General features: G+C 67.9%; 17 protein-coding genes. 4 read left to right on the top strand and 13 right to left on the bottom strand.

The genetic code is table 11. From position 1 onward, the window contains the following. Positions 1–24 precede the first annotated feature (24 nt). Both WKW77_RS17860 and WKW77_RS17855 read left to right on the top strand, forming a co-directional pair. Positions 25–1,341 (top strand): Rieske 2Fe-2S domain-containing protein, encoded by a 1,317-nt coding sequence (locus tag WKW77_RS17860; RefSeq protein ID WP_340358191.1) that lies wholly within the window; start codon positions 25–27, stop codon positions 1,339–1,341. After that, the gene (locus tag WKW77_RS17855; RefSeq protein WP_340358190.1) at positions 1,338–2,288 is read left to right on the top strand and encodes a PDR/VanB family oxidoreductase; all 951 of its coding nucleotides are present in this window, start codon (positions 1,338–1,340) and stop codon (positions 2,286–2,288) included. Before WKW77_RS17860 ends, WKW77_RS17855 begins: the two co-directional genes overlap by 4 nt. 30 nt (positions 2,289–2,318) lie before the next feature. On the opposite strand, the gene WKW77_RS17850 is transcribed toward WKW77_RS17855, so the two are convergent. The 13 genes from WKW77_RS17850 to WKW77_RS17790 form a co-directional block, all read right to left on the bottom strand. Continuing rightward, positions 2,319–3,098, bottom strand: a complete 780-nt coding sequence (locus WKW77_RS17850) for an SDR family oxidoreductase (protein ID WP_340358189.1) — start codon at positions 3,096–3,098, stop codon at positions 2,319–2,321. Between the two features lie 22 nt (positions 3,099–3,120). Beyond that, a complete protein-coding gene (locus WKW77_RS17845; protein ID WP_340358188.1) occupies positions 3,121–3,921 on the bottom strand; it encodes an enoyl-CoA hydratase/isomerase family protein in 801 nt (266 codons plus the stop codon). An 11-nt stretch (positions 3,922–3,932) separates the two neighbouring features. After that, a complete protein-coding gene (locus WKW77_RS17840; protein ID WP_340358187.1) occupies positions 3,933–4,595 on the bottom strand; it encodes an RraA family protein in 663 nt (220 codons plus the stop codon). A 5-nt stretch (positions 4,596–4,600) separates the two neighbouring features. Further along, entirely contained in the window at positions 4,601–5,275 is a 675-nt protein-coding gene (locus WKW77_RS17835) for an RraA family protein (RefSeq protein WP_340358380.1), read from the bottom strand. Between the two features lie 5 nt (positions 5,276–5,280). Further along, positions 5,281–5,952 (bottom strand): RraA family protein, encoded by a 672-nt coding sequence (locus WKW77_RS17830; protein WP_340358186.1) that lies wholly within the window; start codon positions 5,950–5,952, stop codon positions 5,281–5,283. Positions 5,953–5,972: 20 nt separating this feature from the next. Further along, the gene (locus WKW77_RS17825) at positions 5,973–6,974 is read right to left on the bottom strand and encodes a DODA-type extradiol aromatic ring-opening family dioxygenase (RefSeq protein ID WP_340358185.1); all 1,002 of its coding nucleotides are present in this window, start codon (positions 6,972–6,974) and stop codon (positions 5,973–5,975) included. 15 nt (positions 6,975–6,989) lie between these two features. Further along, complete coding sequence (locus WKW77_RS17820; protein WP_340358184.1) at positions 6,990–8,216, bottom strand: CaiB/BaiF CoA transferase family protein; 1,227 nt, start codon at positions 8,214–8,216, stop codon at positions 6,990–6,992. A gap of 11 nt (positions 8,217–8,227) precedes the next feature. After that, a complete protein-coding gene (locus WKW77_RS17815) occupies positions 8,228–8,638 on the bottom strand; it encodes a Zn-ribbon domain-containing OB-fold protein (protein ID WP_340358183.1) in 411 nt (136 codons plus the stop codon). 5 nt (positions 8,639–8,643) lie between these two features. Further along, positions 8,644–9,846 carry a thiolase domain-containing protein gene (locus WKW77_RS17810; RefSeq protein ID WP_340358182.1) on the bottom strand — a complete coding sequence of 401 codons (1,203 nt, stop codon included), beginning with the start codon at positions 9,844–9,846 and terminating at the stop codon, positions 8,644–8,646. Between the two features lie 148 nt (positions 9,847–9,994). Continuing rightward, positions 9,995–10,972 carry a Bug family tripartite tricarboxylate transporter substrate binding protein gene (locus WKW77_RS17805; protein ID WP_340358181.1) on the bottom strand — a complete coding sequence of 326 codons (978 nt, stop codon included), beginning with the start codon at positions 10,970–10,972 and terminating at the stop codon, positions 9,995–9,997. A gap of 41 nt (positions 10,973–11,013) precedes the next feature. Beyond that, entirely contained in the window at positions 11,014–12,132 is a 1,119-nt protein-coding gene (locus WKW77_RS17800) for an acyl-CoA dehydrogenase family protein (RefSeq protein WP_340358180.1), read from the bottom strand. 18 nt (positions 12,133–12,150) lie between these two features. Next, positions 12,151–13,344: an acyl-CoA dehydrogenase family protein gene (locus WKW77_RS17795; RefSeq protein ID WP_340358179.1), complete on the bottom strand. Its 1,194-nt coding sequence runs from the start codon at positions 13,342–13,344 to the stop codon at positions 12,151–12,153. Between the two features lie 10 nt (positions 13,345–13,354). After that, positions 13,355–15,481: an acetate--CoA ligase family protein gene (locus WKW77_RS17790; protein ID WP_340358178.1), complete on the bottom strand. Its 2,127-nt coding sequence runs from the start codon at positions 15,479–15,481 to the stop codon at positions 13,355–13,357. 236 nt (positions 15,482–15,717) lie between these two features. Between WKW77_RS17790 and WKW77_RS17785 the strand changes: the two genes are divergently transcribed. After that, on the top strand, positions 15,718–16,458 hold the full coding sequence (locus tag WKW77_RS17785; protein ID WP_340358177.1) for a GntR family transcriptional regulator: 741 nt from the start codon (positions 15,718–15,720) through the stop codon (positions 16,456–16,458). 35 nt (positions 16,459–16,493) lie between these two features. After that, positions 16,494–16,880 (top strand): RidA family protein, encoded by a 387-nt coding sequence (locus tag WKW77_RS17780; protein ID WP_340358176.1) that lies wholly within the window; start codon positions 16,494–16,496, stop codon positions 16,878–16,880. The last annotated feature ends 26 nt before the right edge of the window (positions 16,881–16,906 follow it).

Genomic DNA, 16,906 nt, shown 5'->3' with positions numbered 1-16,906 from the left:
CCATCACTTTCTCGGAGCCGTCCCATGCTCTCCTCTGAAGACAACGAAACGCTCGTCCGCGTGGGCGCAGGCACTGCCATGGGCAGCCTGATGCGCCTTTACTGGATTCCCTTTCTTCCCACCAGCGATCTGCCGGCCGGCGGCATGCCGCAACGGGTGCGTCTGCTGGGCGAGGACCTGATCGCCTTCCGCGACAGCGAAGGCAAGCTCGGCCTGGTGGACCACGCCTGTCCGCATCGTGGTGCCCCACTGGTCTTCGGGCGCAACGAGGATTGCGGCTTGCGCTGCGTCTATCACGGCTGGAAGTTCGGCACCGACGGCCATGTGCAGGACCTGCCCGCCGAGTTGCCCGAAAGCCGCCTGAAGGACAAGGTCCGCCTCAAGGCTTATGCCTGCCGCGAACGGAACGGCATCGCCTGGGCCTACATGGGCCCGCAGCAGGACAACCCGCCGCCGTTGCCCGAGATGGAATGGAACCTCGTGCCCGCCGAGCGCGTTCACGTCAGCTTCCGCGTGCAGGAATGCAACTGGCTGCAGGCGGTGGAAGGCGAGATCGACTCCGCCCACGCGCCGATCCTGCATGGCCGCATCGATGCGCAGGGCGCCATCAGCGACTGGATCGCCAAGCGCGACCTGCGCCCCACCTTCCAATGCCAGCGCCAGCCCTTCGGCATGAGCATCGCCTCGCGCCGCAAGCTCGACGAAGAGACCAGCTACTGGCGGGTGAACCAGTTCCTCCTGCCCTTCTGGACGCTGGTGCCGCCGCAGTCGCAGTACCCCGAACTGTCAGGCCACGCGTGGGTGCCGCTCGACGACCACAACACGCTGTGCATCATGTTTTCCTACCACCCCTCGGAGAAGCTCTACGACAAGTCGCGCGCGCTGTTCGAGAACGGTCACGCGGGCCGCGAGACCGGCCATGCCAGCAAGGACGCCTTCGCGCCCCGACCGGCCACCGAGCCCTTCGCCAAGTACTGGACCAAGTACACCCGCCAGAACGGCTATCTCTTCAACTACGACGCGCAGACCAAGACGTGGTTCTCCGGCCTGCCCGGCCTGTGGGTGCAGGATGCGGCCTGCCAGTCGGGCGTGGCCGCCATCTACGACCGCAGCAAGGAAAACCTCGGCATCAGCGACACCGGCGTCGCGATGACGCGGCGCCTGCTGCTGGACACGGTGCGCAACATGCAGGCCAGCGGCACCGAGCCGCAGGGTGTGGGTGACCCATCGACATTCATGGTGCGTGCCGTGTCGCTCACGCTGCCCGCCGGCGTGCAGTGGCAGGATCACGCCGAACACATGACCGCGCGGCTCGACGCCGGCTTCGGCTACACACCGTGACAGGGCCGCAACTGCTGCTGCGCCAGCTTCGCCGCGAAGCGGAGGGCATCGTCTCGTACGAGTTCGTTTCCGCCAGCGGCGCCCCGCTGCCGGCCTTCACTGCGGGCGCTCACATCGACCTGCACCTGCCCGACGCCCTGCTGCGCAGCTACTCGCTGGTGAACGAACCGGGCGAACGCCATCGCTATGTGGTCGCCGTCGATCGCGCGGCCGGCGGCCGGGGCGGTTCGGCCTGGATGCACAGCACGCCGCGGCCCGGCGATCGACTCGCAAGCAGTCTGCCGGTCAACGACTTTCCGCTATACGAAGATGCGCCGCTTTCGATCTTCATCGCGGGCGGCATCGGCATCACGCCCTTCGTGTCGATGGCTGCGCGTCTGAATACGCTGGGCCGCGCCTGGCGTCTGCACTACTCGGTTCGCTCACGACATCGCGCAGCGTACGTGCGGGAATTGAACGCGCTGGATCGCAGCGGCAATGCCGTGAATCTGCACTGCACCGGCGAGGACATGGAACGGCCGGACATCGCCGCCATCGTGCGCGAGGCACCGGCGGGATCGCACCTGTACTGCTGCGGGCCGAGCGGCATGCTGGACGCATTTGCGAGCGCCTGCAGTGGCCTGCCGCCGCAGCGCGTCCACCTGGAGCGCTTCAGTGCCAGCCAGGAAGCCGCGACCACCGGCGGCTACGAGGTGCAACTCGCCCGCAGCGGCAAGACCCTGAGCGTCGAAGCGGGGAAGTCGCTGCTGGACACCCTGCTCGATGCCGGCGTGCCGGTCCAGTATTCCTGCTCGCAAGGCATTTGCGGCACCTGCTGCATGCCGGTGCTGGAAGGCACGCCCGACCACCGCGACGACTACCTCTCCAACGAGGAGAAGGCGGCCAACCAGTCGATCATGGTCTGCTGCTCCGGCAGCCTCACGCAGCGGTTGGTGCTCGACGTCTGAGCGCATCGCTCCCGAGCGCTGCCCGACCCCTCATACGAGACCGGTATAGGACCCACCGTCCAGCTGCAGGTTCTGTCCCGAGATGAAGCCCGCCTGCGCACTGCAAAAGAACGCGCACGCCGCAGCGAATTCTTCCGGTCGACCAAATCGCTTGGCCGAGATCGTGTCGGCAATCTGCCGCCGAGCCTCTTCCAGGGAGCATCCCTGCTCCTTCATCATCCGCTCGGCCATGTATCGCTGGCGATCGGTGTCGATCCGCTCGGGAAGAAGGTTGTTGATCGTGACGTTGTGGCGGGCGACGTCGTGCGAAACGGCCTTGCTCAGGGCAACGAGACCCGCGCGCGCCGCGGTCGACAGGCCCATGACGGGCACCGGCGCCTTCACCATGGCCGATGTGACATTCACGATGCGGCCGAACTTGCGTTGCACCATCCCCGGCAGCACGGAACGCAGCACCAGAACGGGTGCCAGCAGGTTCGCCTCCAGCGCGGCAAGCCAGGCGGCGTGGTCCCACTGATCGATGGTTCCGGGCGAGGGACCGCCATTGTTGGTGACCAGAATGTCAGGGTCCGGGCACGCCGACACCAACCGCTCGCGCCCGGTCGCGGTGTTCAGGTCGGCAACGACCGTATGGACTTCGGCGCCTGTGGCAGCCCTGATCTCTTCTGCGGCTGCGGCGAGGCGGGTCTCGTCGCGCCCGTTGATCCAGACTTCGCATCCTTCCGAAGCCAGGGCCATGGCACAGGCTTTGCCCAGTCCTTGCGAAGAGGCCATGACAAGCGCACGACGTCCTTTGATACCGAGGTCCATGGGTGATCACTTTCGGAATGGTTCAGTTGCCCGTGAAACGGGCCTTTCGCTTTTCCTGGAATGCCGCACGCCCTTCGGCGAAGTCGCGACTGGCCGCGGTGAGCGCCTCTCGCTGCCGGATGGCCGCCATGTCGATGCACCCCGCCGCGATCTCGTTGAGCGACCGCTTGGTGGACTGAACCGCCAGCGGTGCGAGCTCGACGATCTCGTCCACGAGTCCCGCCACAGCGCCGTCGAAGGCCGACGACTCGGCGACTTCCTCCAGGCAGCCCATGTGCAACAGCATCTCGGCCGTGAACCGCCTCGCCGTGAGGAAAGCACGCTTGGCGCCGGAGACTCCCATGCGAGCGACATAGCGTTGCAGGCCGCTCGGGTAGTAGTGCAGTCCGAGGGCCGTCGCAGGCATGCGGAACTCGATCCCTGACAGGCCCACGCAAAGATCACAGGCCAGGACAAGGTCGGTGGCGCCTCCGTAGACGCTGCCGTTGAGTGCGCAAACCGTGACAGGCCGCAGCGCCGCCAGCGCATCGGCGACCCGCTCGAACGGCACGGATTCATCCCGGCCGGCCTCACCGTCGAAGCCGCCGATGTGATAGCCCGCGCAGAACACCGGCCGGGGCTGCCCCTGCGTGTTGGCGGTGAGCTTCACCACGCGGATGCCCGCGTCCGCATCGATGCGCTGGAAGTGCCCCAGCAGCACGCGCAGGTCGGCATCCTCCAGACGGTTGCGGTGCGCGGGACGGTTGAGCGTGAGGGTCGCGACGCTGCCATCCAGCGTCAGCAGCGGCTCGGAGGGCGACGAGGTCGCGTCATGAGAAGCCATGCGCACAGCCCTCATTGCCAGCCATAGACGGCGAGGGTGCCTTCGCCCGCCTCCAACCGCCGAAGGATCGCGGCCTCTTCGGCCTCGCGCTTGCGCCCCGCAGCGACGACCTCGGCAGCGCGCGCCTGCGGAATGGCGACGACGCCATCGAAGTCGCCCACCACGAGATCACCCGGATGAACGATGACGTCGCCCATGGTGACCGGGTAGTTGATCCAACCCGTGGCGCCGAAGTCCTTGCCGGTCCCGCGGATGCACAGGCCTCGCGCGAAGACCGGAAACCCGATCTCGCCCAGCAAGACGCCGTCGCGCACGCACCCGTCGATGACGAGGCCCGCGAGGCCGCGTACCTTGGCCATGGTGGTCATGATCTCGCCCCAGTAACCATGTTCGTACACGCCGCTCGTGAACACCACGAGCACGTCGCCGGGCTGTGCCACATCGAGCGCGCGGTGAAGCCACAGGTTGTCCCCCCCAGGCGAGTGCACTGTGAGCGCGGAGCCCGCGAAGCGGAAGTGCGGCGCCACAGGGCGGATGGCCGAAGGCAGCGCGCCGATCTTCTTGCCCGCTTCATGCAGCGTCGCCGTCGGCAGGCAGGCCGCGTCCGACGCGAGCCCGGGGTCGAGGCGCTGGAAATCCAGGCGGGTGGTCAGGGCGGGATCGTGCTTCTTCATGCGAGTCATGCGCCCTGGCGAGTCTGGAGCTGGTGGTACTTGAATTGCCTGCGCGCCTCGTCGAGGCGCATGCCTCCCCGCACCGCTTCGCGGATGCGTTGCTCGGCCGCATCGATAGCCTGCGCCGTATCCAGCACCTTGTCTTCGTGCGTCTTGGGGATCACGACGACACCATCCGAATCCCCGACAACGATGTCGCCGGGCGCGACGCGGGCGTCGCCGATGTTCACCGGCACGCCGATGGCCTCGACCTGCACGCGGTCCTTGCCCGTACGCATCCAGTGGTCCTTGCTGAAGACTGCGTAGCCCAGTTCGCGGCAGAGATAGGTGTCGCGGCACACGCCGTCGATCACCGTGCCCGCGATGCCGCGCCGATGCGCGATCTCGGTGAGGATGTCGCCCCACACGGTCGCGTTGTCGCGGCCGCCGTTGTCGAGCACGATGACGCTGCCCGGCGGCACGTCGTCGATGTAGTCACCCACGGTGCCTGCAGGGTTGCCCGCGGGGCCGTAGAGCAGCGTCCATGCGCGCCCGGCCATGCGAAAGGCGCTATCGCGCGGCTTGATGCGGTAGCACTGGCCGGCGATGCCGAGCTTGTCCAGCGCATCGCTGAGCGTGGCGGTGTCGAATCGCGCGGCGCGCGCGATGTTGAGGTCCGTGGTGTCGGTCTTGGCATCCATGGTGTTCATTGCTCCAGCATGTGTTCGTAGTTGCCGCCCATCACCTCGCCGATGGGCGTTCCGGCCAGGATGGCCTTGGCCATTGCGGCTTCCTTGGCCGCGATCGATTCGGCCGCGTCGAGCACGCGTTCGATGTTGGCCGCGGCGATGAAGATCACCGCGCTGCGATCGGCCAGGACGTAGTCGCCGGGCCAGACCGCCACTTCGTTCCCCGACGTGGTGCCGATGGTCACCGGCACCTGCACGCCGAGCTCCACGACGCGGCCGCGCGCGGTGCGCGAGGTGAGGCTGCGGCTGAAGACGGGGAATTCATACGCCATGGCCTCGTCGACATCGCGCAGCGGCCCGTCGGCCACCACGCCTGCCACGCCGCGCACCTTCGCGCCCAGCGTGAGAAGGCCGCCCCAGCAGCCGGCTTCGACGCCCGACCGCTGCTCGACCACGATGACATCGTCGGGCCCCGACTGTTCGATGGCCGTGCAGCCCAGGTGCCGCGGCGGGCCGGACGGCGGCGCGCCCGGGCCGACTTTCATGGTCACTGCGCGGCCGGCGATGCGGCCCGCGCCGCTGCGCTGCGGAAGGCCGGTCACCGCACCCGGAAGCGCCAGCTTGTCCAGCGCATCGGAAACCGCGCAGGCATCGAGCCGGCGCAGGCGTTGTACGTTGAGATCACTCATGTGTCGTCAGGCAGAAAGGTTCAGGGAAGCGTCTTCCACGCCGCGAAGGCGAGGCCGGTGCCGGTCAGCGCGGCGGTGCGATAGCCGGGCACGTATTCGATCCACTCCAGATCGAGATCGCGCGCCATCTCCCCGACCACGAGCCAGTTGCGGATCTCGGAACTGCCCGCCTGCAACTGCTTCGGATCGAGCGAGGCGAGCGTGGCGCTGTCCTTGGCGCGGATCGCGTTGATGATCTTGTGGTCCAGTTCCTCGTCGACGACGAAGTGACTGAGTCCACCGGAGGCGATCACACCGACACGGATGTCCTGCGGCCATTCGGCGATCAACTCGCGCAGCGCCTTGCCGAGCGCGACGCAGCGGCGCGGCGTCGGCTGGTTCGGCGGATCGAAGGTGTTGAGGATCACCGGGATCACCGGCAGCTCGTAGTCCTTGAGCAGGCGGCGGTGGATGAACTGGAAGGCGTGGCCCTCGAACTGGCCGCGTTCGAGCCCGTCCATGGCGGTGATGTCGAAATCGCGGTCGCACAGCTTCCGGATCAGCCACTCGGCAAGATCGCTCTTCACCGGATATTCGCGGTCAACCTCGGGCTCGTGACGCCACATGCGCGCGGACTTGACCCAGTTGTCGCCAGGCGCGGCCGGCTCGCGCGCGGTGTTGCGGATCGTGGGGCCGAAGTAGATCGCGAATGCCGGGTTGTTGGTCGTGCGGAAGAGCTCGGTCTGGTCGTCGCCCACGATCAGCAGCACATCGAGTCGCGCCTCGCGGATGCGCCGGCCGAGCTCGTCCATTGCGGCTTCCGCGGCGTCGAAGCGCTCGCTCATCTTCTCGGGCGTGACCATGGCCTCGGAACCGGCCGGTGCAGCGGCGAGGAGCGCTTCGTAGTCGGTCTTCGCGCCGCTCTTGTCGTAGTAGTGGGGATTCTTCGTGTCGATGACACGAAATCCGTGCTGCCAGTCCTCGCGCTGCGAGACCAGCATGATGCTGTGGGAGGAGCCGAACGCGGCTGCAAGTCGGGCCATGGTGCTCTTTCGCTTTCAGATGACGAATCGCGCGCGCAATTGCGCGATCTGTTCGCAACCGTAGCCCAGATCGGCCAGGATCGCATCGGTCTGGTCGCCCTGATTCGGCGCGGGCTTCATCGGTCCTTCGCCGCGCGGATGGCGCGAGAACTGCATGGGAAGGCCCACGACCTCGATGTCACCGAGCTCGGGGTGGTGCATCGGGCGCGCCATGCCCAGGTGCCGGACCTGCGGGTCGTCGAACATGCGGTCGACCGTGTGGATCGGCCCGCACGGTACGCCGGCCTTGAGCAGGCGCTCGGTCCATTCCGCGGTGGTCCGCGTCCTTAACACCTCTCCCACGGCAGCGTTGACGCGCGCGCGGTTCTGCACGCGCTCAGGATCGGAGCCGAAGCCCGGCTCCTGCACGAGATGCGGAACATCGAGCGCTTCGCACAGGCGCCGCCACATGTTCTGGCCTATGGCCGCGAGATTGATATGGCCGTCGCGCGTCTGGAAAACACCCGTCGGCACCGTCAGCGGATGCTCGTTGCCGGTGGCCTTCGGGATCTTGCGGTCGATGAGCCATTGCGCGGCCTGGAAGTCGAGCATCGCGATCTGCGCTTCGAGCAGCGAGGTCTGCACCCATTGGCCCTCGCCGGTCGAATCGCGCTCCAGCAGCGCGGCCATGATCGCCTGCGCGCAGAAGTGCCCCGCGCACAGGTCCGCGATCGGGATGCCCACGCGCATCGGCCCGTCCTCGGGCTTGCCGGTGACGCTCATCAATCCGCCCATGCCTTGCGCGATGGAATCGAAGCCGGGCCAGCTCGCATAGGGGCCGTCCTGGCCGAAGCCCGAGATGCTCGCGTAGACCAGCCGCGGGTTGATGGCGCGCAACTCGTCCGGGCCGATGCCGAGGCGGTACTTCACATCGGGCCGGTAGTTCTCGATGAAGACGTCGGCCTGCGCGACGAGCCGGTGCAGGATCTCGCGCCCCTGCGGCTCCTTCATGTTGAGCGTCAGGCTCTCCTTGTTGCGATGCAGGTTCTCGTAGTCCGCGCGGTTGTGATCGCGGCCGCCGATCATGTCGTCGCCGCCGGGCGCGCCGGGCGGGATCTCCAGCTTGATCACGCGTGCGCCGAGGTCGGCGAAGGTGCGGATCGCTGTCGGGCCGGCACGCACGCGCGTGGCATCGAGGATGGTGAAGCGCGACAGCGGGCCCTTGCGTATCGTTTCGGTGGCGGGCGTCTGGGTGGTGGGCATGCAGGTCTCCGTCACGCGGGCGTGAACATGGGCACGGCGTGGCCGCCGTCGCTCGGCTTGAAGACGACACGCACCGTCTGGCCGATGGAGACCGCCGCCGGATCGCAGTCCACCAGGTTGGTCATCAGCGTGACGCCCTCGGCCAGCGTCACGAACGCCAGCGTGTAGGCGGCCTCGCCCTTGCCCATGGTGCTGAACGAATACAGCGTGCCGGTGCCGGCGGCCTGCAGCCATTCGGTGTCGGCGCTCAGGCAATGCGGACAGATGTCGCGCGGGTAGTGATGCACTTCGCCGCAGGCCCTGCACTTCTTGACGAGCAGGCGCCCTTCGTCGGCGGCGGTCCAGTAGGGCAGCGATTCAGGCAGCACGCGCGGTGCGGGGATGCGGCGCGACGCGCCTGCGGAGGTTGCAGTGGTGCCCATGGTCTTCAAAGCCTTTCAAGGATCAGCGTGCCGGCGGTGTGGCGCGAGGCCAGCGCACCGCCGATGCCGTTCGCGAGCGCGAGGGTGCAGTTCGGCACTTGCACTGCGGGATGGGCTTCGCCGCGCAACTGGCGCACCGCCTCGATGATCTTGGTGACACCGCCGCGATTGGCCGGATGGTTGTTGCACAGGCCGCCGCCGTCCGTGTTGAAAGGCAGCTTGCCGACGCCCGAGATCAGGTTGCCGTCGGCCACGAAGCGGCCGCCTTCGCCCTTTCTGCAGAAGCCGAGGTCTTCGAGCTGCATCAGCACGGTGATGGTGAAGCTGTCGTAGAGCGAGGCGTACTGGATGTCCGCCGGCGTCACACCGGCTTCCGCAAAGGCCAGCGGACCCGACCACGCAGTCGCCGAATAGGTGAGATCGAGCTTGCCGCCCATCCCGTGCTTGGGCGCCTCGCCGGTGCCGCGCACCTTGACCAGCGGTCGCTTCAGGTCGCGCGCGATTTCCGGACGCGCGACGATGATCGCGCCGCCGCCGTCGCTCATCACGCAGCAGTCGAGCCGGTGCAACGGGTCGCTCACCATCGGCGAATTCACCACGTCATCCACCGTGACCACCTCGCGGAGCATCGCATGCGGGTTGTGCTGCGCGTGGTGCGAGGCAGCGACCTTGATCCACGCAAGCTGCTCGCTGGTCGTGCCGAACTCGTACATGTGCCGTTTCGCCACGGCGGCGTAGAGGTTCTGCGTGGCCGGGCCGTAGGGCAACTCGAAGGCGAGCTCCGGCGCATCGGGGTCCGGCGGCTTCAGCGCGAGCGGCGCCCTCGCTGCGTTGCCTTTCGCTGCGGCCTGGGCGGCCGCCATCTGCGCACGCGGCCGGCCGGCGAGCGTGATCAGCGCGACATTGCAACGCCCCGCCGCGATGGCCTCGGCCGCATGCGCCACATGGAGGATGGGCGCCGAGCCGCCGCATTCCGTCGAGTCCACATGGCGCAGCTTGAGGCCGAGATACTCGGCCATCGTGGTGGTACCCAGCCCGGGCGCATCGCCAGCGCAGAAGTAGCCGTCGATGTCGTGCTTCGACAGGCCAGCGTCTTCCAGTGCGCCCTTGGCCACGTCGGCGTGCAGTCGCACCACCGACAGGTCATCGGCCTTTCGCGTGGGATGTTCGTAGGCGCCGACGATGCAGGCGGATCCGTTGAGGCTCATATCGATTCCAGTGCTCCATGACGCTGCGCATCGAAAGCGGCGCAGCCAATTCCAGAAATCCCGCGGAACCGGCTTCGCCGGGCCGGCGGGATTGCCCCCTGCAAGGGGGTGCAGAGCCACACGAAGTGGGCGAGGCTGGGGGTGAGCGTCATTGATCAGGGGTGAAGCCGGAGGCTTTGATCACCGGGCCCCAGTACGCGAGCTCCTTGCGCTCCAGCTTGTCCATCTCGTCGGCCGGGCGGAAATCAGGATTCAGGGTCGCCTTGTTCATCAGGATGTCGCGCACCTCGGGCAAGTCCAGCACTTGCTTCAGCGCGTTCTGCATGCGGTCGAGCTGGCCTTGCGGCGTCTTCGCGGGCGCCCACATGCCGGTCCACGCGTCGCCGGTGTCGATATCGATGCCCTGCTCCTTGAAGGTCGGCACGTCAGGGAGCAGCGGCGAGCGCTTCGCACCGAAGACGGCGATGACGCGCGCCTTGCCTGTCCCCTGGTGCGGCAGGATGTCGCCGGCCGTCATCACGCCGGCCGACACCTGCCCGCCGAGCAGATCGGTGACCAGCGGACCGTTGCCACGATAGGGCACGGCCTGCAGGTTCACGCCGATGGCCTTGCCGAGCTGCAAGCCGCTGAAGTGCGTATGGCCACCGGCGCCCGCGGTGCCGAAGCTCGCTTGCTGCGGATGCGACTTGGCCCACGCCACGAAGTCCTTCGCGTTCCTGACGCCGGTGTCCTGGCCGACGGCCAGCGCGAGCGGATAGGACACCATGACCGCCACCGGCGCGAAGTCCTTCAGCATGTCGTACTTCAGCACGGCCGGTGGATAGAGCAGCGTCTGGAACACCGGCGTGGCGTTGGGCGCGATCATGTACGTGAGGCCGTCCGGCGCGGCCGCCTTGAGCGCCTGCGCTGCAATCCGACCGCCGGCGCCGGGCTTGTTGTCGATGATGATCGGCTGCTTGAGCACCATCGACAGCTTCTCGGCCAGCACGCGGGCCACCGTGTCGGTCGAGCCGCCGGGCGGGAAGCCCACGAGGATCTTGATCGGCTGATCGGATTGCGCACTGGCCGTCATCGAGACGCCCAGCATCGCGGCGAGCAGCGCCGCATTGAAAGTCTTGCGATTCACCTTGCTTGTCTCCTTGGTTGATATCGAAGCGTTGCCCGCAATCAGTCGCGGGCCGCGGCCATGCGCCGCAGATGCCACGCGGCATCGCCGAAGAGTTGGCCGATGACCACCAGCCGCTTGGCGTAGTGGCCGACGCGGCACTCGTCGGTCATGCCCATCGCACCGTGCATCTGGATTGCCGCGAGCGCGATCTGACGGCCCTGCTGGCTCGCGAGGACCTTGGCGGCGGACACGAGGCGGCGGCGCTGCGCGGCGTCATCGGCCTCGACTGCCATCGCGGCGGCGCAGGCCATGGACTTGAGCTGCTCCAGCCCGATCGCCATGTCGGCCATTCGGTGCTGCAGCACCTGGAACTTCGCCAGCGGCGAGCCGAACTGCCGGCGGGTGCGCAGGTGCTCGGCGGTCTGAGCGAGAAGCGCTTCGACCGCACCCACGGTCTCGGCGCAAAGGGCCGCGACGGCGGCATCGAGCGCGGCTTCGATGGCGTCGTCGGCCTTCCCGCGCACGCCGAGCAGCCGATCGGCCCCGACCAGCACGCGATCGAATCGCACATGCGCGGCGCGGCGGCCATCGAGCGTGTCGAAGCTCTGGACCTGCACGCCAGGCGCACGGGCGTCGACCGCGAACACGCTGGCGCCGCTATCGCCGGTGCTGCGCGCCGCGACGAGCAGCAGGTCCGCCGTGTCGCCGTGCAGCACCAGGGTCTTGCGGCCTTCGAGCACATAGCCCTCCGGCGTTTCGGTGGCGCGGGTGCGAATGCGCTGCCAGTCGTAGCGCATGCCCTCTTCGTAGAGCGCCACCGCCGCCTGGATGCGGCTTTCGGCCATCGCGGGCAGCCATTGCCGCTGCTGGGTTTCGGATGCCAGCCGCCGCAGCAGCTCGCCCGCCATGACCGTACTCGCCACGAACGCGCCGCCGCCCAGCGCCCGGCCGAGCTCCTGGGCGACCAACATCACCTCGACGGCGCCCTGCCCCGTGCCGCCCATGTCGGCATCGAAAGGCAGGCCCAGCAAGCCCAGCTCGGCCATGGCGCTCCAGCGCTGCGCCGATTGCCCGCGGGTCTCGGCGTTGCCACGGTGCTCGGCGGGATACTCGCCGTCGCAGAAACGGCGCACCGCATCGCGCAGCGCCAGATGATCGTCGTTGAGGGAAAAGTCCATCGTCGTGCTCGTGTTGCTTCAGAACGCGTCCAGGGCGGCGCGCGCGATCAGGTTGCGCTGGACTTCATTGGTGCCGCCGTAGATCGTGACCTTGCGGGAGTCGAGGCAGTTCGCGGCGAGCGCGACCATCGAGTCGTCGGTCGCGGCCTGGTCGAGCCGTTCGAGGAATTGCGCCTCCAGCGAGAACGGCACCGCATCCGGGCCGGCGATGTCGACCAGCGTTTCGTAGATGGCTTGGCGCAGCTCGGTGCCGCGCACCTTGAGCATCGACGCCTCCACCGCCGGAACGGGGCTCTGCTGGTTGGCGCTCAACAACCGCAGCGCGGTGAACTCGAGCGCCATCAGCTCGACTTCGAACTGGGTGAGGCGCGCCTGCAGCACGGCATCGCCATCCAGCCCCTGCTGCGTCGCGAGCCGCCGTGCACGCGCCAGTTGCTGCTTGCACGAGCCGATGCCGGCGATGCCGGTGCGCTCGTGGCCCAGCAGGTACTTGCCGCACGACCAGCCCTTGTGCAGTTCGCCCACCAGGTTCTCGACCGGCACGCGCACGTTGTCGAGGTAGCACTCGTTGAGGTCCTCTCCGCCTTCGAGCATGCGGATGGGCCGCACCGTGATGCCGGGCGTTGCCATGTCGATCAGCAGGAACGAGATGCCTTCCTGTGGCTTCGCGGCTTCAGGGTCGGTCCGGACGAGCGCGAACATCATCGAGCACCACTGCGCGTACGAGGTCCAGACCTTGTGGCCATTGACGACGAAGTGTCTGCCGTCGGGTTCGAGCACCGCGCTGGTCCGCACTGCCGCGAGGTCGGAACCGGCGCCCGGTTCCGAGAAGCCTTGCGCCCACCAGGTGTTGCTCTGGCGGATGTCGGGCAGATATTTCTTCTTCTGCTCGTCGGTGCCGAAGGCGTGCAGCACCGGGCCGAGCATCTGGATGCCGCTGGCGATGATGCGCGGCGCGCCGCCGAGCAGCGTCTCCTCGTCGAAGATGTAGCGCTGCAGGTGGTTCCAGCCGGGTCCCCCGTGCTCGACCGGCCAGGCCGGCGTGAGCCAGCCGCGTGCTTCGAGGATGCGGAACCAGGTCACGTAGTCGGCGTGTTCGAGACGCAGGCCGAGCTCGACCTTGCGGCGGATGTCGGCAGGCAGACGGGCTCGGACGAACTCGCGCACTTCCAGGCGGAAGGCTTCGTCGGCGGGCGAGAACTGCAGCTTCATGTCCCGGTCCTCAGGCAGTGGCCACGACCAGCGCATCGAGCGCCAGCACGGAAGGCGTCGTCCCCGCCGGATAGGCCACGAGCGGGTTGATGTCGATCTCGCTGATCTGGGGGTTGGCGCGCATCTGCTCGCCGACCCGTGCGACGACGCGGGCGATCGCCTTCAGGTCCACGCCGGCTTCACCGCGCGTGCCGCGCAACACCGCGGCGGCCTTGAGACGGCCGAGCTCGACCACGATGTCGTCCTCGGCCATGTCGGCCGGGATCAGGCGCACATCCTTCAGCGCCTCGATCCAGATGCCGCCGAGGCCCACCAGCACGACAGGGCCCCATTCGGGATCGCGCTTTGCGCCCACCACCAGTTCGAGTCCGCGCGGGCCCATGGCTTCGACCAGCGCGCCGTCGAGCTGCAATTCCGGACGGTGACGGCCGACGTTGTCGAACAGACGCCGCCAGCCTTCACGCACGGCGGCTTCGTCGGCCAGCCCGACGAGGACCCCGCCGACATCGCTCTTGTGGGGCAATTCGCTGGCCTGCGCCTTGAGCACCACCGGGAAACCGATGTCCTTGGCGATGTCCACGGCCTCGTCGGCGCTGCGCGCGAGCGCACCCCGGGGGACCGTCAGGCCGGCGCGGGCGAGCCACGCCTTGCCCTGGTATTCGGGAAAGATGCCATTGGCAGGCACCGGACCGGGCAGCGGCAACGCGCGAGGCTGCGCCTGCGCGACGCGAGCCGCGCGTTGCAGCGCCTCGCCGTAAGCGGCGACGCGACGCAGCGCACGCAGCGCGCGATCGGCCGAGCGGAACAGCGGCACGCCGCTCGCGTGGATGGCCTCTATGAAGAATGGCTCGATCGGGCTCGCATCGCCAGTCAGCACCAGCACCGCGGGCTTGCGCGCCTTCGCAATGGCCGGAACGATGTGCTCGGCCTTGTCCTTCTGCGCCACCACGGGGCCGACCGGGATCGCCAGCACGATGCTGCCGATGCGCGCGTCGTCCAGCATGGTCAGCAGCAGCTCGCCGATCAGGCCGGGCTGGCGCACGCCGATGGTGGTGTAGTCCAGCGGGTTCTCGGCCACCGCGTAGGGCGGCAACATGGCGCGGAGCTTGTCGACCGTGGCGGGCTCGAGTTCCGGCAGTTCCAGGCCAAGGTCGTCGGCGAAATCGAGCGCGAGGTTCTTCATCGCGCCGGAGCCGGTCATGAAGGCGGCGCCACCCACCGGAGGCTGCGGATAACGCAGAAGGATCGCGGTCGTGTCCAGCAATTCATCCAGCGACTCCACGACCACGACGGCCTCGCGCCGCAACAGCGCGATGGCCGTCGCGTGGTCGCCGGCCAGTGCGCCGGTGTGCGATTGCGCGGCCTCGCGCGCGCGCTCGCTGCGCCCCGGCATCAGCAACACCACCGGCTTGCCCTTGGCACGCGCCTCCGCGGCCAGTCGCAGGAAGAGGCCCGGGCGGCGGATCTGTTCCGCGTACACGGTGATGACGCGGGTCTGCGCATCGCCAACGTAGTGCGCGAGCACGTCTTCGACGCTCACCGAGACCTCGTTGCCGGTGGAAAACACCGATGTCACCGGAACGCCGTTGCCGAGGAAAGCATCGCGCAGGGTCGCGGCCATGAAGCCGCTTTGCGCCACGACGCCAACGCCGGGCCGCCGCTCGCGCTCGCGCACGGCCAGCGGCTCGAAGGTGACGGGCACCCCGGCCGCGAGATTGGTGAAGCCCATGCAGTTCGGGCCGACGAGCACGATGCCAGCGTCGCGCGCCGCGCGTGCCAGCGTCTCCTGCTTCGCCTGGCCCTCTTCGCCCGCCTCCGCGTAGCCCGATGCGAACAACACCGCCGCATGGCAGCCGCGCGCGGCGAGGGACTTCACGGCCTCCAGCACGCCGGCTTCGGGAATGGCGAGCACCGCCAGGTCGATGCCCTCGGGCAGTTCGTCGACCGACTTCACGCAGCCGCGTCCGTTGATTTCCACGCTGCCACGGCTCACGAGATGCAGCGCGCCGTCGTAGCCGAAGCGCTCCAGGTTGCCCTGCACGAAACCGCCGAAGGAGCGGGGGTCGGCGGAGGCGCCAACGATGGCAATGGAGCGCGCCGTCATCACGCGCTGCAGGTTGAGGTGGTTGGCATTCATGTGACGCATTCTGGCATACCCAAATAGCTTGTCAACACACCAGAAGAGAATTTCGAGGAAGCCAGAGATGCGCTTCGGGCGCCCGCAGGCGCTGAATCTCATTAGGGGAATCGCTAAGGACAGGCATGCATTCCCAACATGAATCGCCCTCGGCCAAGCCGTCGCACCGGGCGCATCTTGGCATTCAAATAAATATTTCTTGCATACCAACACCGACAGGTGGTATGTTCCCATCCATGGAAACCGATCACGACCCCTCCCTTCTTTCCGACGAAGACACCGCCAGCGACGAGTCGCGTCGGCGCGGTGGCCGCGCGAACGAGATCCGCACGGTGCTGCAGGAGGAAATCGAAAGCGGCAGCCTTCCGCCGGGCGCGCCGCTCGACGAGCGGGCACTGGCCGCGCGCTTCCAGGTGTCACGCACACCGGTGCGCGAGGCGCTGCAGCAGCTCGCCGCGCGCGACCTGGTGCGAATCGCGCCGCGCCAGGGCGTGACCGTGGCGCGCCTGTCCATCAACCAGGTGCGCGCGATCATGGAAAGCATCGGCGAGCTGGAGGCGCTGGCCGCCAAGCTCGCCGCGCGCCGGGTGGACGACCCGCTGCGCAAGACGCTGGACGACGCCATCCAGCGCTGCCAGGACGCGGCGGTGCAAGGCGGTGCGGCCGAATATGCGATCGCCAACACTTTCTTCCACGAGTCCGTCTACGACGGCGCGCGCAATCCGTACCTCGCCGAACTCATCCGCAATGCGCGCCGGCAGATCCAGCGCTACCGCCTGAAGGACTTCCAGACCAAGGCGCAGATCAGCAAGTCGCTGCAGGACCACCTGCGCGTGGCCCGCGCGATTCAGGACGGGGACGAAGCCCTCGCCTCCCACGCGATGCTGCTCCACGTGCCCTCGGGTTCCACCGGCTTCTCCGAATTCCTGGCCCGCATGCCGATGAGCTTCTTCGAGAGCGAAGGCGCGGACCACTGACCTTCCTCTTCACAAGCACTCCGCAGGACATCCCCATGGCCTCATCCGGTCGTTCCATCGACTTGCCCGGCGCGTCGCACAACGCGCCGATCCCCGCCGGTGCACGCGTCGGCAACATCCTCTGTTCCTCCGCCATCGCCGGCAAGGACCCCGCCACCGGGCAGCTCCCCGAAGACATGGCGGCACAGGCGGGCAATGCCTTCGCCAACCTGCGCGCGCTGCTCGAAGCTGGCGGCGCCACGCTGGCCGACGTGGTCAAGCTCTCCGTCACCGTCCGCGACAACGCGGTGCGCGAGGCGGTCAATGCCGAGTGGCTGGCCGCGTTTCCCGATCCTCACGATCGCCCGGCGCGCCACATCACGGTGGTTCCGCTTCAGCACGGCATGTGGCTGCAGCTCGAAGTGATGGCCGTCATCCGATAAACCCGAAAGCCCCTGGAAAGCGCTTC

Origin of the sequence: Variovorax ureilyticus, from assembly GCF_037889935.1 — a bacterium.
Classification (GTDB): domain Bacteria; phylum Pseudomonadota; class Gammaproteobacteria; order Burkholderiales; family Burkholderiaceae_C; genus Variovorax; species Variovorax ureilyticus.
The sequence above is the reverse complement of the archived record's forward strand: the minus strand, read 5'-3'. Positions and strand labels throughout refer to the sequence as shown.